Raw genomic sequence first — 20,322 nt, forward strand, 5'->3', positions numbered from 1 at the left:
GTCATGGCACGACCACGGACGTTCGAGGAGGACCGCGCCGTCGAGGCCGCCATGCGCGCGTTCTGGGACGCGGGCTACGAAGGCACCTCGACCCAGGACCTGTGCGAGGCCACCGGCCTCGGCCGCAGCAGCATCTACAACACCTTCGCGAACAAGCGCGACCTCTACCAGCGGGCCCTGCGCCGCTACCAGGAGGAGCGCACGTCCGCGCTGATCGAGCTCATGGCCTCCGACCGGCCCGCCGCGGAGAAGATCAGGACCGTGCTGTGGCAGGCGGTCGACCCCGAGGCCGGCGACCCGGCCGGCTGCCTGGTGGTCAACGCCCTGGTGGAGCTGGCTCCGCACGACCCGGAGATCGCCGTCCTGCTGCGCCGCGACGGCGAGCGGCGGGTGGAGGCGATGCGCGGCGCGATCGAGCGCGGGCAGGCCCTCGGCGAGATCGGCGCGGACAAGGACGCCCTGGCCCTCGCGCACTTCGTCGTGGCCACGGTCAGCGGCCTGCGCGTCGCGGCCCGGGGCGGGGCGGGCCGGGCGGTGCTCGCATCCATCGCGACGACGGCGCTGACCGCTTTCTGACCTTTCCTGCGCCTCCATCACTTTTCGTGGCCGAATTTTGTACTGAGCGTTCTAAAATTGAGGGAGTTCTCATGCCGCTGGCGGTGTTCATCCTGGGGCTGGCGATCTTCGCCCAGGGCACCTCGGAGCTCATGCTGGCCGGACTGCTGCCGGAGATGGCCGCCGACCTCGGCGTGTCCGTCCCCGACGCGGGGCTGCTGATCTCGGCGTTCGCGATCGGGATGCTGGTGGGGGCGCCGGTGCTGGCCGTCGTGACGATGCGCTGGCCGCGCCGGACGGCGCTGCTGACGTTCATGGCGGTCTTCGCGCTGACCCACGTCGCCGGGGCCCTGACCACCAGCTACGGCCTGCTGTTCGCCACCCGCGTGGCGGGCGCCTTCGTCTACGCCGGGTTCTGGGCGGTCGCGGCGTCCACGGCGGTCGGCCTGGTGCCGCCGAACGCCAGGGGGAAGGCGATGAGCATCGTGGCGGGCGGGCTGACCGTGGCCACCGTCGTCGGGCTGTCCCTCGGCACGGTCATCGGCCAGCACCTCGGCTGGCGCGCCGCGTTCTGGGCCGTGGCCGCGCTGTCGGCGCTGGCGGCCCTGGGCGTGCTGGCGACGATCCCCGGCGGCCGTCCCGAGCGGGAGGCCGCGCCGGGCGTCGCCGAGCAGCTGCGCTCGATGCTGAGCCCGCGCCTGTGGCTCGCCTTCGCCACCACCGCCCTGGCGACCGGCGGCCTGCTGGTCTCCTTCAGCTACCTGAGCGCGATGCTCGTGGACACGACCGGCCTGCGGGCCGCCTGGGTGCCCGCCGTCCTGGCGCTGTACGGCGTCGGCGCGGTGATCGGGATCACGATCGGCGGGCGCACCGCCGACACGCGCCCGTTCCCGACCCTGTACGCGGGCATCGCCGGGCTGGTCGTGACCTCGGTCCTGCTGGCTCTGGCCGCGCCGGTCGCGGTGCTGGCCGTGCCGCTGGTCCTGTTGCTCGGCGGGTTCGGCTTCGCCACCAACCCGACGCTGAACACCCGCGTCTTCACCCTGGCCAAGGACGCCCCCACGATGGCCGCCGCGATGAACGTCTGCGCCTTCAACGTCGGCATCACCGTCGGCCCGTGGCTCGGCGGGCTGGCCATCGGGGCGGGCGCCGGATACCCGTCCGTCGGCTGGATCGGCGCCGTGCTCGGCGCGGCGGCGCTGGGCGTGGTGGCCCTGTCCGCCCGTCCGGGCCGGGAGCCGGTCGCCGCGGCCCACCGGGCCGAAGCCGTCCCGAGGGCGTGAGGTACGGTCCTGGCCATGGAACTGGCGAGCATCCACTTCTATCCCGTCAAGTCCACCGCCGGGCACGACGTCCATGAGGCCGAAGTGCAGCCGTGGGGGCTGGCCGGCGACCGGCGTTACCTGGTGACCGACGGCCAGGGCGGCATGCTGACCGCCCGCGAGCACCCCAGGCTGCTGGCCTGCGTGGCCCAGCTCGACGGCGACACCCTCACCCTGACCGGCCCGCACGCGCCCCCGCTGCGGGTCACCCCGACTTCCACCATGACCACCGTGGACGTCTGGCGCACACCCGTGGAGCTCACCGACTGCGGCGACGACGCGGCACGCTGGCTGTCGGACCTGATCGGCCGCCCGGCGCGGCTGGCCTGGCTCGACGACCCGGCCCGACGTCCCGTCAACCCCGAGTACGGCCTGCCCGGCGACCGGGTGAGCCTGGCCGACGGCTACCCCCTGCTGCTGACCACGACCGCCTCACTCGGCCGGCTCAACGACTGGATCGCCGAGACGGCGGCCGAACGCGGCGAGGAGGTCCCCGAGCCGCTGCCCATGCACCGCTTCCGGCCCAGCGTGGTGATCGACGGGGCGGAGCGGCCGTTCGCCGAGGACGAGTGGAAGCGGCTGCGCATCGGCGCGGTCGCCTTCCGGGTGACCAAGGGCTGCGACCGCTGCGTGCTGACCACGATCGACACCGCGACGTACACCAAGGGCAAGGAGCCCATCAGGACGCTGTCCCGCCACCGCAAGTGGGACGGCAAGGTCTGGTTCGGCATCAACCTGATCCCGGACGCCCCCGGCACGATCACCGTGGGGGATTCCGTCACCATCCTCTGAAAAAGGCACCTTTCCCAATAGAAATGGATGCCTGTCCTCTTTGGGGGGATGTCGGGGGCTATGCGAGACTTCACAGGTGACCAGCGCCCCCACGAAACCCCCCGTCTCCCTGCCTGACCTCGTCAGCGTCCAGCGTCGAACCCTGGTCGTCCTGTCCGCCGCGCAGATCGTGGGCGGCGTCGGGGTGGCCGTCGGCCTGGCGCTCAGCTCGGTGGTCGTGGACGAGTTGTCCGGCTCGACCGTGATCAGCGGGTTCGCCGGAACCGCGACCGTGCTCGGGGCGGCGCTGCTCGCGCTGCCGACCGCGCGGCTGTCGAGCCTGGGGGGCCGCCGGGTGGGCCTGTCGCTGACCTACCTGGCGGCGCTGGCGGGCTGCGCGCTCTCGGTGGCCGCGATCAGCCTGGGCAACTGGCCGCTGCTGCTGGCCGGGCTGGTGCTGGTCGGCGGCGGCAGCGCGGGCAGCCTGGCGGCCCGCTACTCGGCCACCGACCTGTCGCCGCAGGGCCACTCGGCCCGGCACCTGTCGCTGGTGGTGTGGGCCTCGACCGTCGGCTCGGTCGCCGGGCCCAACCTGGCCGAGCCCGCCGACCGGATCGGGATCGAGGCCGGGCTGGCGGCCAAGGCGGGGCCGTTCGCGTTCGCGGCGCTGGCGTTCGCCGTGGCGCTCGTGATCATCATCGGCGGCCTGCGCCCGGACCCGCTCAAGCTGGCCCGCACGCTGGACGGCGCCCCCGAGCCCGGCCCCGGCCGCCACCGCACGATCAGGACGGGCCTGCGCACGCTGCGCGAGACCCCCATGGCCCGCCGCGCGCTCGTCATGATCGCGGTGGCCCACACCGCGATGGTCTCGATCATGTCGATGACGCCCGTGAAGCTCCACCACGACGGCTCGAACCTGAACGTCATCGGCCTGGTGATCAGCCTGCACATCGCCGGCATGTACATGTTCTCGCCGGTCGTCGGCTGGCTGGCCGACCGGGCGGGCAAGGTGCCGGTGCTGGTGCTCGGGTCGGCGCTGCTGCTGGCCGCGGCCGTCCTGGCGGGCACGGCGGGGCACCGGGTGTGGCAGGTGACGACGGCCCTGGTCGTGCTCGGGCTCGGCTGGTCGTGCGGGCTGGTCGCCGGATCGGCGCTGGTCACCGAGTCGGTGCCGATCGACCGCCGGCCCGCCGTGCAGGGCCTGTCCGACCTGCTGATGAACGTCTGCGGCGCCACCGGGACGATCATCGCGGGCGCCATCGTGGGCGTCCTGTCCTACGGCGTGCTCGGCCTGGTCGTCGGCGTCATGGTCACGCTGGCCGGGCTCTGGCTGGTCTCGGCCCGGTACCGCGACAGACCGGCCTGAACGGTCACTTGGCGTCGGCGTAGCACCCCACGGCCACCGTCTCCATCGGGAAGCGCACCGGGGTCGAGCCGAACAGCAGCCTGCTCGCCTCCGCGGCCGCCGCCGTCACCGCCGCGGTGACCTGCTCGGCCTGCTCCAGCGGGCAGTGCACCATGACCTCGTCGTGCTGGAAGAACACCAGCCTGGCGGGCTCGGGCAGCAGCCCGCGCAGCACCGCCAGCAGCGCCAGCGCCCATTCGGCGGCCGTGCCCTGCACCACGAAGTTCCTGGTGAACCTACCCCGGTCGCGGGCCGCCCGGCCGCCCTCCGGGCCGGACACCAGCTCCTTCCACCGCCCGGACGGCGGCGGGCTGGTCCGCCCGAGCCACGACCGCACCAGCCGCCCCTCCTCCCCGGCCTTGGCCGCGTCCTCCACGAACTGGTAAGCCTTGGGGAAGCGCTGGCGCATGACGGCCAGCAGCTTGGAGGCGTCGCCGCTGGTGCCGCCGTACATGGCGGACAGCATGGCGATCTTGGCGTTCCCGCGCTCGCCGCCGAACGACTGGGCCAGCGCCGAGTACAGGTCGATCTCCCCCGCCGCCCTGGCCAGCCCGCCGTCGCCGGCCATCGCGGCCAGCACCCTCGGCTCCAGCTGGGCCGCGTCGGCGACGACCAGCGTCCATCCCGCGTCGGCCACCACGACCCGGCGCATCACCTTGGGGATCTGCAGCGCGCCGCCGCCACTGGTCGCCCACCGGCCGGACACCACGCCGCCGACGACGTACTCGGGCCGGAAGCGCCCGCCGCGCACCCACTGGTCGGCCCACACCCAGCCGTGGAAGCTGTAGAGCCGGGCCAGCTCCTTGTAGGCCAGCAGCGGCGCGACGGCGGGATGGTCGATCTTCTTCAGCTCCCACGACCGGGTCGTCTTCAGCGCCACCCCCGCCCCCTTGAACGCCTTGACCAGCTGCTGCACCGAGTCGGGGTTGACCGGCCGCCCGAAGGCCGCCGCCACCTCGTCGGCCAGCGCCTGCAGCTTGGCCGGGCGCATGCCGTGCACGGGCCGCGGGCCGAGCAGGTCGGTGAGCAGCGCGTCGTGCACGTCCAGGCGCCAGGGCATGCCCTCGTGCGACATCTCGGCCGCGACCAGCGCGCCCGCGGACTCGGCGGCGACCAGCAGCCGGAAGCGGCCGGGCTCGGGCAGCGCCTCGATCCGGCGGAGCTGGTCGGCCAGCACCTCGGCCACCGCCTCGGCACCCAGCGGCTCCGGCGCGAACAACGTGCCGGGCACGCTGGGCTGGTCGTCGGGCACCGGCAGGCCGTGCAGCCGGGCGTGGGCGGCCCGCGCCGAGCGCGGCTCGCCGTAGCGGCCCTCGTGGGCGAGCAGCAACCCCTCGGTGAGCGCGAGGTCGTGGCAGCGCGCGACCCGCACGCCCTGCTCCAGCAGCTGAGGGTACGTCTCCCGCGTGTCGGCCCAGACCCACCGCGGCCCGCCCCCGGACTCCAGCTCCCGCACCGCGGACGCCGGGTCGGCCGCGCGCCGGGCCGTTCCTCCGACGGGGAGCACCGTCTCCCCCGCTACCACGACATACACGCACATAAGGGTGCCAAACGGCTACGACAAATCGATGTGCACCTCGTCCTCCAACGGCGGCCGGAGCTCCTGCTCCAGGCAGCCGGTGGCGGCGAAACAGCGCAGGGTCAGCCGGTCGGGCGTGACCGACACGTGCAGGAACTGCTTGAAGAACGGCGGCTGGTCCCAGTCGGACAGCTCCGACAGGAAGCGGTGGAACACCTTGTCCACCGGCAGCCTGAACGGCCACGGCCAGGCGCCGAGCAGCCGCGCCGCCCAGCGCATCCGCCGGGTCACCGTGACCGCGCCCTCGATCGGCCGGGCCGGACGGTTGCCGATCCGGCTGGACATGATGCACACCGCCTCGTCGGGGGTGAGGCAGAGCCACTTCATCCGCAGGCGGCGGGCGTAGAGCTGGCTGTAGAAGGACAGCGAGTCGCCGCGCAGCGGGTAGCACTTGAAGTCGTCCTCGGCCACGCCGGCGACGTCCACCCTGCCGATGATGTGGGTGGCGTGCATGAAGGCGCCGCCGCCGCCGGTCACGACGTACTGGATCACCCGGTCGCCCACCTTGACCGGATAGCGCTGGTAGTTGTGCACGTCTCCGCCGATGGCCGCGACGTACCGGTGGGCCGGGTCGCGCACGATGTCATCGATCGTGCCGCCTTCCTCCAGCGGTGACGGCTTGTGCACGTTGCCGGTGTAGATGGGCTTCCCGGTCACCAGGATCTTCGGCCGCGGGTCGAGCGAGACGCGGCGCAGCCAGGCCGTCTGGGCCTTGTCGATCACGTTCTTGATGCCGGTGTCCACACCCACGACCAGCAGGCTGTCGCTCTCGATCGCCCAGTACGGCGCCGGCTGCGCGGCCTGCTGTGCCGGCCGTCCCCGGAGCTCGCGCGCCTCGGCCAGCCTGCCCTCGTCGATCGTCTCCGGCCTGCGCCACAGCAGCCCGCGCAGCCCGCGGTCCGGCTTCGGCTTGAGCGGCGGGGCGTCGCAGAAGACCCGCATGAAGCCGCCGAGCCCGTCGTACCAGTCGTGGTTGCCGGGGATCGCGTAGATCGGCGCCTCGTAGTCCTTGTACGGGCGGAAGAACTTGTTCCCGTACTCGTTGCCCGACCCCGTCGGGTAGATGACGTCGCTGGCGATGACCGCGAACGAGGTGTCCTGCCCGAGCCTCAGCATCCCGGGGACGACGGCGTACTGGGAGGCGTCGCCCTCGCCGGTGTCGCCCAGAATCAGGAAATTGAAATTTCCCCCGACGCCGGGCTTGATGCGAAATTCCGGATCTATCCCGCGGGCTTCCTGAGCCGCGATCCACCGTTTCCGCACCTCCCCCGAAGGATCACCGAACAAGGTCGCCAGGATCTCGTTCCTGGACAACCAGAGCGTGCGTAAATTCAGCCAGGTGAATCCACCCTTGTCCGGTCTGAGCTGGGCGAACGTCCCCGGTTGCGCACAGGACCAGCCGGCCCCCGCCTCCGACACCCGTGACGAATGCTGCTTCCCGCGCTCGGCCGCGACTTCCACCATGACCACATCTTTACCGGCATCCACCATTCGCGCACACTCCACGCTCCGTACTCCCGGAAACACAGATGGTGCGGCATGGTGTAACCTCACGTCCCCAAGCAAGCCCTTGGGACGCGGAGGTGGGCTCCCATGAACCGGAACGGCCCGGACGACGCGACCAGGATGGGCAGCCCCGACGCGGCGGCCGTGCAGGCGTTACTCGCCTACGCCCTCACCCTCCCCCGCCGGGGCGGCCGGGGCGGCCGGGGCGTCGACCGGGCGCTCGAGGCCGTCGCCCAGAGCCGGGCGCTGGCCGCCCGTTCCCCCGCCGAGCACACCGCCCTGCTGGCCCACTGCCTGCGCACCACGGCCAGGCTGCTGCTCGACCGCTCCCGCGCCACCGAGGCGCTGCCCATGGCGCAGGAGGCCGTGGCGCTCAGCCGCGGGCTGGACGGCGGCCACCTCGCGGTCTCCCTCTACCGGCTGGCCGAGGCGTACGAGGCCCTCCACCGCTACAGCGACGCCGCCGAGACGCTGGCGGAGGCCGATCAGATCCCCGGCGGCGACTGAGGGACCAGCACCCCCGGGTTGAGGATCCCCGCCGGGTCCAGCCGGTCCTTGACGGCCTGGAGCACGCCCACGCCCAGCGGGCCCAGCTCCGCGCCGTAGGCGTCCCGGTGGTCGCGGCCCACCCCGTGGTGGTGCGAGATCGTCCCGCCGGCCTCGACGATCGCCGCGTTCACCGCCTCCTTGGCCCGCTCCCACTGCTCGACCGGGTCGCCCTGCTGCGGGGTCACCACGGTGAAGTACAGCGAGGCGCCGGTCTCGTACACGTGCGAGACGTGGCACATGACCAGCGGCGAGCCGAGCGCGCCGAGCAGGGCCAGCCGGACGGCGTCGTACAGGCGCGGCAGGTTCGACCAGAACCCGGCCGTCTCCAGGGTCTCCACGGTGGCGCCCGCGCCGAGCAGCGAGTCGCGCAGGTACGGCGCGGAGAAGCGGCCGTGCTCCCACGCCTGGCCGGGCTCGGGCCCCAGCGGCTCGCCGCCGTGCCGGGCCAGGACCGCGGCGGCCGCGGCGTGCCGGTGGCCGATCCAGTCGCCCTCGACGCCGAGGATCACCAGGCAGCCGGAGCCGCCGCCGCCGATCGCGTCCGGCCGGGCCAGGCCGATCATGGTCTCGGTCTCGTCGGAGAGCCGCAGCACGGTAGGAAGCGGGCCTTCCTGGGCGAGTGACCGCACAGCGGCCGTCCCCGCTCGGAACGACTCGAACCGCCAGCCCTCGTAGCGGCGCTCGGCCGGCCGCCTGCGCACCCGCAGGCGCAGCGACGTGATGACGCCGAACGCCCCCTCCGAGCCCAGGACGAGCTGGCGCAGATCGGGCCCGGCCGCGGACTTGGGCGCGCGGCCCAGCTCCAGCGTCCCGGACGGCGTCGCCAGGGTGAGGCCGACGACCATGTCGTCGAAGCGCCCGTACCCGGCCGAGGCCTGGCCGCTGGAGCGGGCCGCGGCGAAGCCGCCGAGGGTGGCGTACTCGAAGGACTGGGGGAAGTGCCCCAGCGTGAGGCCGTGCTCGGCGAGCAGCCGCTCGGCCTCGGGGGCGCGCACGCCCGGCTCGAAGTCGGCCACCATCGACTCGGCGTCCACCGAGCGCAGCCGGTCGAGCCGGCCCAGGTCGAGCGCGATCACGCCGGTGAAGCCGGCCCGCGCGGCCACGAGCCCGCCGACGACGGAGGTGCCGCCGCCGAACGGCACGACCGCGACCCGCTCGGCCGCGCACAGCCGCAGCAGTTCCTCCACCTCCTCGTGCGAGCCGGGCAGCACGACCGCGTCGGGGGCGTCGGAGCCGTCTCCCGCGCGCATCCGCAGCAGGTCGGGCGTGGACTTGCCGCGCGTGTGCCGGAGCCTGGCCTCGTGGGAGGTCAGCACGTGCGCGGGCCCGGTGACGGCCGCGAGCGCGGCCAGCACCGGCTCGGGCAGCGCGACCGGCGGCAGCCGGACCTCCTCGATGGCGGCGGCCGGGGTCTCGGGCGCGCGCACGCCGAGCAGGTCGTGCAGCAGCTTGCGGATCTGTTCGGGCAGCTCGCGGGCCTTGGCGGGGTCGCCCCAGCCACACCACAGCATGGGTTCACCGGTCACGCATACACTGTGACACATGACGTCGAACCGTCACAATGAGGGTGTGCTGGACGCGGCCCGCGCCTGCGTGCTGGCCTACGGCGTGCGCAGGACCACGCTCACGGACGTGGCCAGGCGGGCGGGCGTGTCGCGGATGACGATCTACCGCCGCTGGCCGGACGTGCGCTCGCTGGTCGCGGACCTGATGACGCGGGAGTGGGTGGCGGTCGTGTCGGGGCTCGACCTGTCCGATCCGGTGCCCGCGATCGTGGCGGGCGTGCGCGGGCTGCGCGGGCACCCGCTCTGGCGCAAGATCGTGGAGGCGGACCCCGAGCTGCTGCTGCCGTACCTGCTGGACCGGCGGGGGGCGAGCCACGAGGCGGTGCTGGCCCTGCTGGAGCCGGCCGTCGGCGGGCCGGCCAGGGCGCGGGCCGTGCTGCTGGTCGCCCAGTCGTTCCTGCTGTCGGCCCCCACGATGCTCGACCCCGTGACGCTCGACGACCTGGACGCCGAACTCGCCGCCCTGCTGGAGGCCTACCTTGGATAGCTCGCTGAACGCCCGCAGAAGGACGTACGAACTGGGCGTGGTCGCCGACGAGCGGCTGGACGTGCTGGTGGTGGGGCTCGGCGCGACGGGAGCCGGCGCGGCCCTCGACGCCGCCTCCCGCGGGTTGAGCGTAGCGGCGGTCGACGCGCACGACCTGGCCTTCGGCACGTCGAGGTGGAGCTCCAAGATGGTCCACGGCGGGCTGCGCTACCTGGCCAAGGGCCAGGTGGACGTGGCCTACGAGAGCGCGGTCGAGCGCGGCATCCTGCTCAGGACGACGGCTCCGCACCTGGTCAAGGCCCATCCGTACCTGCTGCCGCTGACGCCGGCGGTCTCCCCTCGGCAGGCCGCCCTGGTGATGACCGGCTACCGGCTCGGCGACGGGCTGCGGACCGCGGCGCGCACGCCGCGCCGCCTGCTGCCCGGCCCCACGCGGCTCGGCGCGGCGCGCGCCCACACGCTCGCGCCGGTGCTGGCGCGCGACGGCCTGCGCGGCGGCCTGCTGTCGTGGGACGGCCGGCTGCTCGACGACGCCCGCCTGGTCGTGGCGCTGGCCAGGACCGCCGCCGGGCACGGCGCCCGCGTCCTGACCCGCTGCCGCGCCCTGCGGCTCACGGACGAGGGCGCCGAGGTGCGCGACGAGCTGACCGGCGAGCGGTTCACCATCCGGGCCAGAGCGGTGGTCAACGCGACGGGCGTGTGGGCCGGGCAGCTCGACCCGGCGGTGCGGCTGCGGCCGTCCCGGGGCAGCCATCTCGTGCTCGACGCCGGGACGCTGCCGGGGCTGATCGCCGGCATGCACGTGCCCATTCCCGGAGAGAGCAACCGATTCGCGCTCGTACTCCCCCAGGGCGACGGCCGCGTCTACGTCGGACTGACCGACGAGCCACTGGACGGGCCGGTGCCCGACGTCCCCGAGGTGCCCGCCGAGGACGTCACGGCGCTCCTGGAGGTGCTGAACGGCATTCTGGAGGCTCCGGTGACCCCTGAGGCGGTCGCGGGCGCGTACGCGGGCCTGAGGCCGCTCCTGGCCGCCGACGGCCGCACGGCGGACCTCTCGCGCCGGCACGCGGTGCTGTCGGACGGCGGCGTGGTCACGGTCGTCGGGGGCAAACTCACCACATACCGGCGAATGGCCGAGGACGCCATCGACCGGGCTGTCTCCCTCAAAGACCTCAGCGCCGGACCGAGCCGGACGAAGCACATCCCCCTGGTCGGCGCGGGCCCGCAGCCGGACGGCGTGCCGCCCCGGCTGGCCGAGCGGTACGGCAGCGAGGCCGCGGCGGCGTACGAGCTGGTCAAGGCCCACCCCGAGGAGGTCGGGCTCGGCCTGACCAAGGGCGACCTCCTCTGGTCGGTCCGGCACGAGGGCGCGCTCGACGAGGCCGACCTGCTGGACCGCAGGACCAGGATCGGCCTGGTCGCCGCCGACCGCGACCGGGCGCTGCCCGCGACACGCGACGTGCTCGGGACCGGGTGACCCCGGCCCCGAACCCCACCGATGCGTTAGGTTATCCTTACCTAATTCTTCGGGAAGGGGGAGGCGTTGGCGAGGGGATGCGAGCATCCGGCGGGCTGCCACACGGGAGCCATGCCCACCCTGGCCAGCGCCACCGTGGGAGCCAGGCTCTGGCTGCTCGTCGAGTACGCCGGGCCGTGGCCGTCCCACCCGGAAAGCTTGCAACTTCCTGAAGAAATCTCCGAACTCGTGCGCAGAGCGCTCGAACGCGGTATCAGGCCCCAGCTCATCAGGCGGCCGGGCAAGCGAACCCGCCAGCGGGACCAGGGCATCCGTGTGCTACTGGCCTACGCGGCGGGCGACCGCCCCTGGTTGGCCGGCGGCGTCGTCGCAGGTCCGGACGATCTTGACCTGGACGCCTTCGTGGCCGGAGTGCTCCCGGAGTCCTGCATACTTGAAGACGAGCCGGTATTTCTGGTCTGCACGCACGCCAAGCGCAATGCGTGCTGCGCCCGCATTGGACTACCCCTCGCTCGGTCGCTGGCCGAATCTTTGCCGGACAGAGTGTGGGAAACGTCACACGTTGGCGGCGATCGCTACGCCGCCAACCTCGTGTGCTTGCCACACGGAATTTTCTACGGCAGCATGTCTCAGGCTGCTGCACTGGCAGCGGCTAACGCGTACCGGTCGGGCGAGATCATTCTCGACCGTCTCCGGGGGCGCGCAGGCATCCCTGAGCCATTGCAAGCCGTCGAGCATTTTGCCCGAGCCCATACGGGAGAGTGCTCCGTCGGCGCAGTGGCCGTGGAATCCTCCAGGTCGGACGGCGACGTCACCGAAGCAGTCGTGCGCTGCGGAGACGTCCGGTTCCAGGTTGTGGTTGAGCCATCGGCGTTCACAGCGCCGTGTGGTACGGCTTGCGCCGAGACGATCACCACCTACCGGCTGGTTTCGCTGGACAGGCTCACGCCTGTGCGGTACGCCACGCCCGCCCTCGCCTGACTAGGGAACATCACGGCCCGTCCTTGCGTTGGAACAGTGACGCCAAAAGCGTCCAATGCGGCTCAATTACCGAAATACCTCTCACGAAGGTGGTTTTCTCATGTCTCAGGTACGTCGGCAGCTCGCCCGCCCGCGCCCCAGCTGGGGTTGGCAGGATGATGCCGCGTGCCGGGGTGAGGATCTCGTGCTCTTCTTCGGCCCCGACGGGGAGCGGCAGCCCGAGCGTGACGTACGTGAGCGGAAGGCCAAGGCGATCTGCGCCGGGTGCCCTGTCCGCAACGAGTGCCTAGACTACGCGCTGTCCCGGCCGGAGAAGTACGGCACGTGGGGCGGTCTCAACGAGGACGAGCGCGCCAGCGAGCGTCGCCGTCGCATGCGCCGCGCCGCCAGCGCCGGCATCTCCGCCGCCTGACACACCTCGGCAGCATCAACGATCATCGCGTGATCACTCAGTTGTCCCGATGAACCGGAGCCTGGCCTTCCATGTCCAGGCTCTGGCGAACCCGGTCGGGGCAACTGCCTGATCAGGCCCGAGATCGTCATCCCGCACAAAGCATCGCCCGGCCACCCCCGCCCGACCCAGGGCAGGGGTGGCCGTCGCGTTTCCCGTCCTGCGCGCCTTTCGTCCGGGCATGTACGTAGATAACCGGGCTCGCGCGTGTCCGATTCCTCCGCGAGCGTCCCTGAAGGTCGTCTCCTGTTCGGAATGCCGTCATGTGCCGCCTCTAGCGTGCCCGCCATGAGACGCATCACCACCCTGACGTGCGCGGCGGCCATGGCGCTCGCCCTCGCCGCCCCGGCCACCGCCGCCCTGGCCGACCCCGCCCGGCCCGGCGACCGCGGACCCGCCGCGTTCGGCCGCGCCACGCTGACCGGCTTCGCCGCGCTGCCCGCGCAGACCTACGTGCCCGGCAGCGAGCCGTCGGGCTCCCTCCTCGGCGCCGCGCCGGTCAACGGCGTCACCCCGCCCTTCCCCGGCCAGCCCGTGCAGGGCTTCAGCGGCATCGCCCGCCGCCACGACGGCACCTTCGACGTGCTGTCCGACAACGGCTTCGGCAACAAGGCCAACAGCGCCGACTTCCTCCTGCGCGTGCACCGCGTCAAGCCGGACTTCGCCGCCAGGACGGTCGAGGTGCTCGGCGGCTTCAACCTGACCGACCCGCGGGGGCTCGTCCCGTTCGCCCTGACCCGCCAGGACCGTACGCTGACGGGCTCCGACTTCGACGTCGAGTCGATCGTGCGCGCGACGGACGGCACGTACTGGATCGGCGACGAGTTCGGGCCGTTCCTGCTGCACTTCGACCGCAAGGGCCGGCTGCTCGACGCCCCGATCGAGCTGCCCGGCGTCAAGGCCCCCGAGAACCCCTGGCTGAACGGCGCCCAGCCCAACCTGGCCAGCTCCAAGGGCTTCGAGGGCATGGCCAGGTCGGTGGACGGCCGCCGGCTCTACCCGCTGCTCGAAGGCACGGTGAGCGGCGACCCCGCGGGCACTCTGCGGATGAACGAGTTCGACCTGCGCAAGCGCGCATACACCGGGCGCACGTGGACGTACCGGCTGGAGGACCCCGCGCACTCCATCGGCGACGCCGTCGCCGTGGACGCGAACCGCTTCCTGATCATCGAGCGGGACAACCTCCAGGGCGACGCGGCCAAGGTCAAGCGCGTCTACCTGGCCGACACGCGCGACCGCGACCACGACGGCGCCCTGGACAAGACGCAGGTGGCCGACCTGCTCGACCTGGCCGACCCGCGCGGCCTCGGCGGCGCGCCCGGCACGTTCCGGTTCCCGTTCCAGACCATCGAGGACGTCGTCGTCCTCGACGACCGCACCCTGGGCCTGCTGGACGACAACAACTTCCCCTTCTCCAGCGGCCGCACGCCGGGCCGTCCCGACGACAACGAGTTCATCACCGTCCGGCTCTCGCGCGGCCTTCAGGCCGATCCGCGAATTCTCCGGTAGAAGCATGTAGAGAAGCGTGGGACGGCTCCGACCTCCTGCTGACAAGAGCCCGCAGAAGGAGTTCGACATGCAGTCCACGGTTCAGACCGTCACCTCGGCCGACGGCACCCGCATCGCGTTCGAGAGCAGCGGCGAGGGCCACCCGGTGATCCTGGTGGGCGGCGCCTTCAACGACCGCACCACCGTCGCCGCCCTCGCCGCCGCGCTCGCCCCCGGTTTCCGCGCGATCGCCCACGACCGCCGCGGCCGGGGCGGCAGCGGCGACGCGCCCGCCTACGCCGTCGAGCGCGAGATCGAGGACCTCGCCGCGCTGATCGAGCACGCGGGCGGCTCGGCGAGCGTCTTCGGCCACTCCTCCGGCGCCATCCTGGCGCTGGAGGCCGCCGCGTACGGGCTGCCGATCGCCCGCCTGGCCGTCTACGAGCCGCCGTACGTCGTGGACGGCGCGCGCACCGCGCCCGGCGGCGACTTCGCCGAGCGGCTGCGCGCCCTCGTCGAGGGCGATCGCCGCGACGAGGCCGTGGCGCTGTTCCTGACCGAGGGCGCCGACGTGCCCGCGGAGGTGGTGGCGGGCATGCGGTCGGAGCCCGTGTGGGGCTGGTTCACCAGCCTGGCGCACACGCTCGCCTACGACGCCGCCGTGTGCGGTCCGGGGCAGTCACTGCCGGTCGAGCGGCTGTCCGGCATCACCGTGCCCACCCTGGCGATCGGCGGCGACCAGTCCCCGAAGTGGATGCTGGACGCCGTGCGGGCCGTCGCCGACGCCGTGCCGGGCGCCCGGCACGTGGTGCTGCCCGGCGAGGACCACGGCGTGCTGGGCCGGCCGGAGGCGCTGCTGCCGACGCTGACCGACTTCCTGTCCTGAGCGGGTCCGTCCAGAATGAAACGATCCTGAGCTGGATCATCTGCTTCCGGGGGGTTTGCCGAGGGCGTCGCGGAGCTCCGCCGCCGCCTCCGGGGTCAGCAGGGGGTGGGAGTAGAGGTCGAGCAGGGTGAGCGCGAGCGGGTGGGCGACATGGCCGTGGACACGGTCGCGCGCCCTGCGCCCGGCGAACGGCTCGTCGGTGCGGGTCTCGTCGAGCTCCGCCAGCCACCGCTCGCTCAGTTCGGCGATGCCGTCGAACAGCGGCGCAGCCCAGCCCTCGGCCGGCGCCCGCGCCACGTACAGCCGGTAGGGCGCCAGCGCGTCGAGCGCCGCGGCCACGGAGTTGCGCCCGGCGGGCACGGCGCCGGCGCGGACGTCGTCGTCGATCCGCCGGACGAGCCTGATCAGGTGTTCGTCGCACGCCTCGCGCAACGCCTGCTCGGAGCCGTAATGGTGGCGCAGCAGCCCCGGGGTCACCCCGGCGGTCCCGGCGACGGCGCGGGTCGTGGCCCCCTCGAAGCCGTGCTCGCCGAAGTGCAGCAGCGCCGCCTCCCTGATGCGGGCGCGCGCGGTGAGGTCTTCGGGCTCGGTCATGCGGTACGGCTCCCGTCCGGCCGCGCGGATCGTGACGACCCTACACGCGGGCGCACGAAGCGGACGGCGATAAGGTGCCCTGCATGCCGGATTCAGCGCTCGTGACCGCGGACGACCTCGACCAGGCCGTCGCCCTCGCCGTCGACACGCTGCGGGACGCGCCGCCGCAGGCGTGGGAGGCGAAGGCGGGCTCACTGGAGTGGACCTGCTGGGAGACCGTCGAGCACCTCGCCGACGACCTGTTCGCCTACGCCGCCCAGCTCGGGCTCAGCGTGCCGCCGCTGGACACGTACGTGCCCTTCGTGCTGGAGCGGCGCAGGCCCGGCGGCCCCAACAACACCATCCACGCCGACCGCGCGGCCGGGCCCACCGGGCTGCTGCAGGTGCTCCAGACCTCCGGCGCGCTGCTGTCGGCCATGGTCCGCACCGCGCCGCCGCAGGCGCGCGGTCATCACATCTTCGGCATGGCGGACGCGTCGGCGACCGCCGCGATGGGCCTGGTGGAAACGCTCGTGCATATGCACGACGTGTCCGAGGGGCTGGGACTGGCCTGGGAGCCGCCCGCCGACCTGTGCTCGCGGGTGCTGGCCCGCCTGTTCCCCGACGTCCCCGTGGACACCGCCCCCTGGGCCACGCTGCTGTGGGCGACCGGCCGCGGCGAGCTGCCCGGACGGCCGCGCCTGACCCGGTGGCGCTGGTACAACGAACCCCGCTGATCAGACGGGGGATCAGACCGGGTGCTCAGACGATCAGGTCGTCGAACTCGCCGTCCTTGGCCCCCAGGACGAACGCGCTGATCTCGGCCTGCGTGTAGACCAGCGCCGGGCCGTCGGGGAACCGGGAGTTGCGCATGGCGATCTCACCCGTGGGCAGGCCCGCGACCTCGACGCAGTTGCCGTTGGGATTGCTTCGCCTGCTCTTGCGCCACACGACGGGGAGGTGACCGGCGGGCGTTCCGTTCCGGAACTCGTGCATGGGGGAAGCTCCTAGCGATCTTACGGATGCACGTGCATCCGCGTTTGCGCTGACCATACGACAGCACGACAGACTCCATATACCGGATGACCAAAAATCCGACTATGGAGTGGATCACAGGAGTTTCAGCAGCTCATCCGGAAATGAGCTGTTCCAGAAAGCGCCGTGTCTGCTTCGGCTCCAGGGCCTGGATGCTCAGCCGGTCCATGACCTCCATGTAGTGGTCGGAGTCGGCCGGCTTGTCCAGATAGAGGGCGCTGGTGAGCTGCTCCATGTAGACCACGTCGGGCAGCTCGCGCTCGGGGAAACGCAGGATGCTGAACGAACCGCCGGCCGCCGCGTGCCCGCCGCTCTCGAACGGCATCACCTGGACGGTGACGTTGCGCTCCTCCGTGGCGTCGAGCAGGTGGCGGATCTGCTCCCGCATGACGCCGGCCCCGCCGAGCCCCCGCCGCAGGACGGCCTCGTCGATCACGGCCCACAGCTTGAGCCCGCTCTCCAGCCGCTTCTGCCGGGTGGTGCGCAGGGTGACGCGGCGGTCGAGCTCGGGGTCGAGCGCCTTCTCGTTGCCGAGCCGGATCACGGCCTTGGCGTACGCGGGCGTCTGCAGCAGGCCGGGGACGAACTGGTTCTCGAACGTGCGGATGGCCGAGGCGGCCCCCTCCAGCCCGATGTAGACCTCGAACCAGCCGGGCAGCAGGTCGCCGTACTTGTGCCACCAGCCCGGCGCGTTGGCCTGCCGGGCCAGGGCGAGCAGCGGCTCGCGGTCGTCCGGGGCGGTGACGCCGTAGAGGGTGAGCAGGTCGGCGACGTCCCGTTGTTTGAAACTCACCTGACCGAGCTCAAGTCGGCTGATCTTCGCATGAGATGCGCGAATGGAGTACCCGGCATCCTCCCGGGAGATACCCTTCTCGGTACGGAGCCTGCGCAGTTGCGTACCCAGCAGGATCCGCAGCACCGTCGGGCTTCCCGGCGTGTAGCTGAGAAGCTTTCCCTCCGCGCTCTGTGCGCTCACTCGACCGCTCCTAGATCATCTGCACGTGCAGATGGTATTCGCATCGGTAAAACACGAAAAGTCTTGCATCACTACCCACACCCCGTAAAGATGGGCACTGGATCACCAGACCGCGCTTCGGGGGCCAGAATGACGACTTTCGACGCTCGGCCGCAAGCCGCCATCGGTTCCGGGCCACCAGGGTGGCTCGCCACCATTCTGGTGGATGGGCGCGCCGGAGAGTGCGACGCGGTGTTCCCCTTCCACGAGCGCACCGCGTTCGAACCGGCCTGCGTGGCGATGGCCCGGCGGTTCGTGGACCAGACGCTCACCTCGTGGGCCGCCGCCGACCTGGTCTACGACGTGCAACTGGTGGTCTCCGAGCTGGTCACGAACGCGATGCGGCACGGCGGCGGAGCCGTGCAGCTCCGGCTGCTCTTCCGCCGGCCCGAGCTGGCCTGCGTGGTGACCGACCACAGCGAGACCGTCCCGGTGGCGGCGCCGGCCGACGTGTTCGCCGAGTTCGGGCGCGGGCTTCGGCTGGTCGACGCGCTCTGCAGCGCGTGGGGCTGGTTCGCCCCCGGCGGCTCGCGGAAGCTGGTCTGGGCGGTCCTGTCCGCATAGACACCGGTACGAGCGGCGCCGTCCGGTGAGGGTCACCGCCGCTCCAGGAGGTCGAGCACGTCGTCGTCGGTGAGCTGGTCGAAGTGTTCGTACCACTGGCCGACCGCCCTGAAGTCGATCGGGGTCAGCAGCACCACCACCTCGTCGGCCTCCGCACGCATCATCTCGACGGTCTCCTCCGCGCCGACCGGCACGGCCAGCGTCACCCTGGCGGGGCGGGCCGCGGCCACCGCGCGCAGGGCGGCCCGTGCCGTCACGCCCGTGGCCAGGCCGTCGTCCACGACGATCACCTCACGTCCGGCCAGCGGCGGCAGCGGCCGGTCGCCCCGGTAGGCCCGCACCCGCCTGGCCAGCTCGTGCCGCTCCCGCTCGACCACGTCGGCCACGTCCTCGGGCGTCAGGCCCAGCCGGTCGAGCATCGTCAGGTCGAACACCGGCTCGCCGCCCTCGGCGATCGCCCCCACGCCCAGCTCGGGAGCGGGCGGGTAGCCGATCTTCCGGGTGACGAGCACGTCCAGCTCGCCGCCGAGCCGGCGGACGACCGGCACGGCCACGGCGACCCCGCCGCGCGGCAACGCCAGCACGACGGGGTCGCGCACCTCCGGCAGCCGCTCGGCCAGCAACGCCCCGGCCTCGGCCCGATCCGCGAACACCCGCATGACCTGTGCATACCCGCACGACCGGCTCTACTCGCCTTCCTCCCGCACCAGCCAGGAGGAAGGCGAGAAAGCCGGCCGAAGACGGTCAGGGGCGGTAGCGGCTGGAGCGGCGCATCTCCTTGTGGATGATCTTCCACTTGTTCTGCTGCTCCTTGCGCAGCCGCGCATCGGTGCGGGACGCCATCCAGGCGGCCTCGCGCTGCAGCTTGCGCCAGCTCTGCAGCCGGCGTTCGGGCAGCTCGCCGTTCTCCATGGCGTCCAGGACGGCGCAGCCCGGCTCGCTGACGTGCCCGCAGTCGGCGAAGCGGCACCGCTCGGCCAGCTGCTCGATGTCGGCGAAGACGAGGTCGACGCCCTCGCCGATGTCGTAGAGGCCGATCCGGCGGATGCCCGGGGTGTCGATGATCAGGCCGCCGCCGGGCAGCGGGATCAGCTCCCGGTGGACGGTGGTGTGCCGCCCGCGCCCGTCGGCCGCGCGCACTTGCTGGGTGTCCATCACGCCGGTCTCGGCCAGCGCGTTGACCAGGGTGGACTTGCCCGCGCCGGAAGGCCCGAGCACGACCGCCGTACGCGAGCCGTGCAGGTAGCTCGCGGCCAGCGAGACCCCCTCCCCCAGCACCGAGGAGACGGCGTGCACGTCGACGCCCGGCGCGGCGGCGCGCACGTCGGCCATCAGCTCGTCGAGGCCCGCCTCGAACAGGTCGGACTTGGTCACCAGCACGACGGGCGTGCCGCCGGACTCCCAGGCCAGCGCCACCAGGCGCTCGATGCGGCCGAGGTCGGCGAAGTCGGTCGAGTGCATGGACGGCTCGGCCACGAAGACGACGTCGACGTTGGCCGCGAGCACCTGGCCCTGGCCGTCGCCGGACAGGCCGCCGGTCGAGTGGCGGCTCACGCCGCCCCGGATGAACGCGGTGGTCCTGGAGAGCACCTGGTCGAGCTCGTACCGGCCTTCGGGCAGCCATCGGAGCGCGCCCCAGTCGCCGACGCACGGCAGGGCCACCGGGTCGTCGGCGGAGGAACGGCGCACGCGGGCGCCGTAGCGGACGTGCTGCTGACCGTCGGCGGCGATCACCTCGGCGGCGCCGCGGTCGACGCGGGCCACCCGCGCCGGGACGGTGTCAGCAGGAAGCTCGGCGGCGCGCAGATCGGTCCAGCCGAGCAGGGAAAGGTCGTAAGACAAGACGGTGAAACCTTTGATCGAGAAGGAAACGGGCAGCTCAGACGAGGGCCCGGAGGTAGACGGACGACAGGCGGAACAGAACGACCCGCATAGCCCTCACCTCCTCGATCAGTTACGAATGCGACTCTAACCACCCTGTCCCGGCAGATGCAATCGCATTATGTTCGGCGATCCGTTGAACCCCGCCAGGGCGGCCGAGCGTACTCCCTCCCGACGGACGCGAGAAAGGGGAATGATGCGGATCAGCACGTATCCCCCGCCCTCGGCC

At 72.5% G+C, this 20,322-nt stretch carries 21 protein-coding genes; 13 read left to right on the top strand and 8 right to left on the bottom strand.

What is annotated here, in order from left to right:
- The first annotated feature begins 3 nt into the window (after positions 1-3).
- The 4 genes from ACIBQ6_RS32380 to ACIBQ6_RS32395 all read left to right on the top strand — a co-directional run bounded on the left by ACIBQ6_RS32380 (position 4) and on the right by ACIBQ6_RS32395 (position 4,014).
- Positions 4-576, top strand: coding sequence for a TetR/AcrR family transcriptional regulator (locus ACIBQ6_RS32380; RefSeq protein ID WP_397216494.1), 573 nt, complete (start codon positions 4-6; stop codon positions 574-576).
- Positions 577-647: 71 nt separating this feature from the next.
- Positions 648-1,838, top strand: coding sequence for a Cmx/CmrA family chloramphenicol efflux MFS transporter (locus ACIBQ6_RS32385; protein WP_358284863.1), 1,191 nt, complete (start codon positions 648-650; stop codon positions 1,836-1,838).
- 15 nt (positions 1,839-1,853) lie between these two features.
- The gene (locus tag ACIBQ6_RS32390) at positions 1,854-2,669 is read left to right on the top strand and encodes an MOSC domain-containing protein (protein ID WP_397216496.1); all 816 of its coding nucleotides are present in this window, start codon (positions 1,854-1,856) and stop codon (positions 2,667-2,669) included.
- 76 nt (positions 2,670-2,745) lie between these two features.
- A complete protein-coding gene (locus tag ACIBQ6_RS32395) occupies positions 2,746-4,014 on the top strand; it encodes an MFS transporter (RefSeq protein WP_397216498.1) in 1,269 nt (422 codons plus the stop codon).
- 4 nt (positions 4,015-4,018) lie between these two features.
- Here ACIBQ6_RS32395 and ACIBQ6_RS32400 read toward each other — a convergent pair whose 3' ends face one another.
- Positions 4,019-5,587: a bifunctional 3'-5' exonuclease/DNA polymerase gene (locus tag ACIBQ6_RS32400; protein ID WP_397216500.1), complete on the bottom strand. Its 1,569-nt coding sequence runs from the start codon at positions 5,585-5,587 to the stop codon at positions 4,019-4,021.
- Positions 5,588-5,608: 21 nt separating this feature from the next.
- Positions 5,609-7,096: a metallophosphoesterase family protein gene (locus ACIBQ6_RS32405; RefSeq protein ID WP_397216502.1), complete on the bottom strand. Its 1,488-nt coding sequence runs from the start codon at positions 7,094-7,096 to the stop codon at positions 5,609-5,611.
- Positions 7,097-7,225: 129 nt separating this feature from the next.
- On the opposite strand from ACIBQ6_RS32405, the gene ACIBQ6_RS32410 reads away from it, so the two are divergent.
- Positions 7,226-7,645, top strand: a complete 420-nt coding sequence (locus ACIBQ6_RS32410) for a hypothetical protein (protein WP_397216504.1) — start codon at positions 7,226-7,228, stop codon at positions 7,643-7,645.
- On the opposite strand, the gene ACIBQ6_RS32415 is transcribed toward ACIBQ6_RS32410, so the two are convergent.
- Positions 7,624-9,198: an FAD-binding oxidoreductase gene (locus ACIBQ6_RS32415; RefSeq protein ID WP_358285972.1), complete on the bottom strand. Its 1,575-nt coding sequence runs from the start codon at positions 9,196-9,198 to the stop codon at positions 7,624-7,626. The genes ACIBQ6_RS32410 and ACIBQ6_RS32415 overlap by 22 nt on opposite strands.
- A 31-nt stretch (positions 9,199-9,229) precedes the next feature.
- Between ACIBQ6_RS32415 and ACIBQ6_RS32420 the strand changes: the two genes are divergently transcribed.
- The 6 genes from ACIBQ6_RS32420 (at position 9,230) to ACIBQ6_RS32445 (ending at position 15,025) form a co-directional block, all read left to right on the top strand.
- On the top strand, positions 9,230-9,739 hold the full coding sequence (locus tag ACIBQ6_RS32420; protein WP_352363842.1) for a helix-turn-helix domain-containing protein: 510 nt from the start codon (positions 9,230-9,232) through the stop codon (positions 9,737-9,739).
- On the top strand, positions 9,732-11,219 hold the full coding sequence (locus tag ACIBQ6_RS32425; protein WP_397216506.1) for a glycerol-3-phosphate dehydrogenase/oxidase: 1,488 nt from the start codon (positions 9,732-9,734) through the stop codon (positions 11,217-11,219). Before ACIBQ6_RS32420 ends, ACIBQ6_RS32425 begins: the two co-directional genes overlap by 8 nt.
- Before the next feature lie 111 nt (positions 11,220-11,330).
- Positions 11,331-12,200 carry a sucrase ferredoxin gene (locus tag ACIBQ6_RS32430; protein ID WP_397216508.1) on the top strand — a complete coding sequence of 290 codons (870 nt, stop codon included), beginning with the start codon at positions 11,331-11,333 and terminating at the stop codon, positions 12,198-12,200.
- A gap of 100 nt (positions 12,201-12,300) precedes the next feature.
- Positions 12,301-12,612, top strand: a complete 312-nt coding sequence (locus ACIBQ6_RS32435; RefSeq protein WP_125634885.1) for a WhiB family transcriptional regulator — start codon at positions 12,301-12,303, stop codon at positions 12,610-12,612.
- Positions 12,613-12,939: 327 nt separating this feature from the next.
- A complete protein-coding gene (locus ACIBQ6_RS32440) occupies positions 12,940-14,160 on the top strand; it encodes an esterase-like activity of phytase family protein (protein WP_397216510.1) in 1,221 nt (406 codons plus the stop codon).
- 67 nt (positions 14,161-14,227) lie between these two features.
- Positions 14,228-15,025: an alpha/beta fold hydrolase gene (locus tag ACIBQ6_RS32445; protein ID WP_397216512.1), complete on the top strand. Its 798-nt coding sequence runs from the start codon at positions 14,228-14,230 to the stop codon at positions 15,023-15,025.
- Positions 15,026-15,061: 36 nt separating this feature from the next.
- Here the strand turns inward: ACIBQ6_RS32445 and ACIBQ6_RS32450 are convergent, their stop codons facing one another.
- Positions 15,062-15,619, bottom strand: coding sequence for a TetR/AcrR family transcriptional regulator (locus ACIBQ6_RS32450; RefSeq protein ID WP_397216514.1), 558 nt, complete (start codon positions 15,617-15,619; stop codon positions 15,062-15,064).
- Positions 15,620-15,702: 83 nt separating this feature from the next.
- Here ACIBQ6_RS32450 and ACIBQ6_RS32455 point away from each other — a divergent pair, with 83 nt between their 5' ends.
- The gene (locus ACIBQ6_RS32455) at positions 15,703-16,335 is read left to right on the top strand and encodes a maleylpyruvate isomerase N-terminal domain-containing protein (protein ID WP_358284841.1); all 633 of its coding nucleotides are present in this window, start codon (positions 15,703-15,705) and stop codon (positions 16,333-16,335) included.
- 25 nt (positions 16,336-16,360) lie between these two features.
- On the opposite strand, the gene ACIBQ6_RS32460 is transcribed toward ACIBQ6_RS32455, so the two are convergent.
- Together ACIBQ6_RS32460 and ACIBQ6_RS32465 are read right to left on the bottom strand one after the other, a co-directional pair.
- Positions 16,361-16,594 (bottom strand): DUF397 domain-containing protein, encoded by a 234-nt coding sequence (locus tag ACIBQ6_RS32460; protein WP_352327185.1) that lies wholly within the window; start codon positions 16,592-16,594, stop codon positions 16,361-16,363.
- Positions 16,595-16,727: 133 nt separating this feature from the next.
- A complete protein-coding gene (locus ACIBQ6_RS32465; protein ID WP_358284839.1) occupies positions 16,728-17,609 on the bottom strand; it encodes a helix-turn-helix transcriptional regulator in 882 nt (293 codons plus the stop codon).
- Positions 17,610-17,840: 231 nt separating this feature from the next.
- Between ACIBQ6_RS32465 and ACIBQ6_RS32470 the strand changes: the two genes are divergently transcribed.
- Positions 17,841-18,212 (top strand): ATP-binding protein, encoded by a 372-nt coding sequence (locus ACIBQ6_RS32470; RefSeq protein ID WP_397216516.1) that lies wholly within the window; start codon positions 17,841-17,843, stop codon positions 18,210-18,212.
- A 32-nt stretch (positions 18,213-18,244) separates the two neighbouring features.
- On the opposite strand, the gene ACIBQ6_RS32475 is transcribed toward ACIBQ6_RS32470, so the two are convergent.
- Complete coding sequence (locus ACIBQ6_RS32475; protein WP_358284834.1) at positions 18,245-18,871, bottom strand: phosphoribosyltransferase family protein; 627 nt, start codon at positions 18,869-18,871, stop codon at positions 18,245-18,247.
- Positions 18,872-18,956: 85 nt separating this feature from the next.
- The gene (gene rsgA, locus ACIBQ6_RS32480; RefSeq protein WP_397216519.1) at positions 18,957-20,054 is read right to left on the bottom strand and encodes a ribosome small subunit-dependent GTPase A; all 1,098 of its coding nucleotides are present in this window, start codon (positions 20,052-20,054) and stop codon (positions 18,957-18,959) included.
- Positions 20,055-20,322 lie beyond the last annotated feature (268 nt).

It is taken from the genome of Nonomuraea sp. NPDC049655 (genome assembly GCF_044465465.1).
Classification (GTDB): Bacteria; Actinomycetota; Actinomycetes; order Streptosporangiales; family Streptosporangiaceae; genus Nonomuraea.

Bases quoted from the DNA above. Each gene is read 5' to 3' on its own strand.
- ACIBQ6_RS32380 (WP_397216494.1), top strand. From the start codon at position 4: ATGGCACGACCACGGACGTTCGAGGAGGACCGCGCCGTCGAGGCCGCC.
- ACIBQ6_RS32435 (WP_125634885.1), top strand. From the start codon at position 12,301: ATGTCTCAGGTACGTCGGCAGCTCGCCCGCCCGCGCCCCAGCTGGGGT.
- ACIBQ6_RS32445 (WP_397216512.1), top strand. From the start codon at position 14,228: ATGCAGTCCACGGTTCAGACCGTCACCTCGGCCGACGGCACCCGCATC.
- ACIBQ6_RS32420 (WP_352363842.1), top strand. From the start codon at position 9,230: ATGACGTCGAACCGTCACAATGAGGGTGTGCTGGACGCGGCCCGCGCC.
- ACIBQ6_RS32460 (WP_352327185.1), bottom strand. From the start codon at position 16,594: ATGCACGAGTTCCGGAACGGAACGCCCGCCGGTCACCTCCCCGTCGTG.
- ACIBQ6_RS32385 (WP_358284863.1), top strand. From the start codon at position 648: ATGCCGCTGGCGGTGTTCATCCTGGGGCTGGCGATCTTCGCCCAGGGC.
- ACIBQ6_RS32475 (WP_358284834.1), bottom strand. From the start codon at position 18,871: ATGCGGGTGTTCGCGGATCGGGCCGAGGCCGGGGCGTTGCTGGCCGAG.
- ACIBQ6_RS32455 (WP_358284841.1), top strand. From the start codon at position 15,703: ATGCCGGATTCAGCGCTCGTGACCGCGGACGACCTCGACCAGGCCGTC.
- ACIBQ6_RS32415 (WP_358285972.1), bottom strand. From the start codon at position 9,198: ATGCTGTGGTGTGGCTGGGGCGACCCCGCCAAGGCCCGCGAGCTGCCC.
- ACIBQ6_RS32405 (WP_397216502.1), bottom strand. From the start codon at position 7,096: ATGGTGGAAGTCGCGGCCGAGCGCGGGAAGCAGCATTCGTCACGGGTG.
- ACIBQ6_RS32430 (WP_397216508.1), top strand. From the start codon at position 11,331: ATGCCCACCCTGGCCAGCGCCACCGTGGGAGCCAGGCTCTGGCTGCTC.
- ACIBQ6_RS32410 (WP_397216504.1), top strand. From the start codon at position 7,226: ATGAACCGGAACGGCCCGGACGACGCGACCAGGATGGGCAGCCCCGAC.
- ACIBQ6_RS32440 (WP_397216510.1), top strand. From the start codon at position 12,940: ATGAGACGCATCACCACCCTGACGTGCGCGGCGGCCATGGCGCTCGCC.
- ACIBQ6_RS32450 (WP_397216514.1), bottom strand. From the start codon at position 15,619: ATGACCGAGCCCGAAGACCTCACCGCGCGCGCCCGCATCAGGGAGGCG.
- ACIBQ6_RS32390 (WP_397216496.1), top strand. From the start codon at position 1,854: ATGGAACTGGCGAGCATCCACTTCTATCCCGTCAAGTCCACCGCCGGG.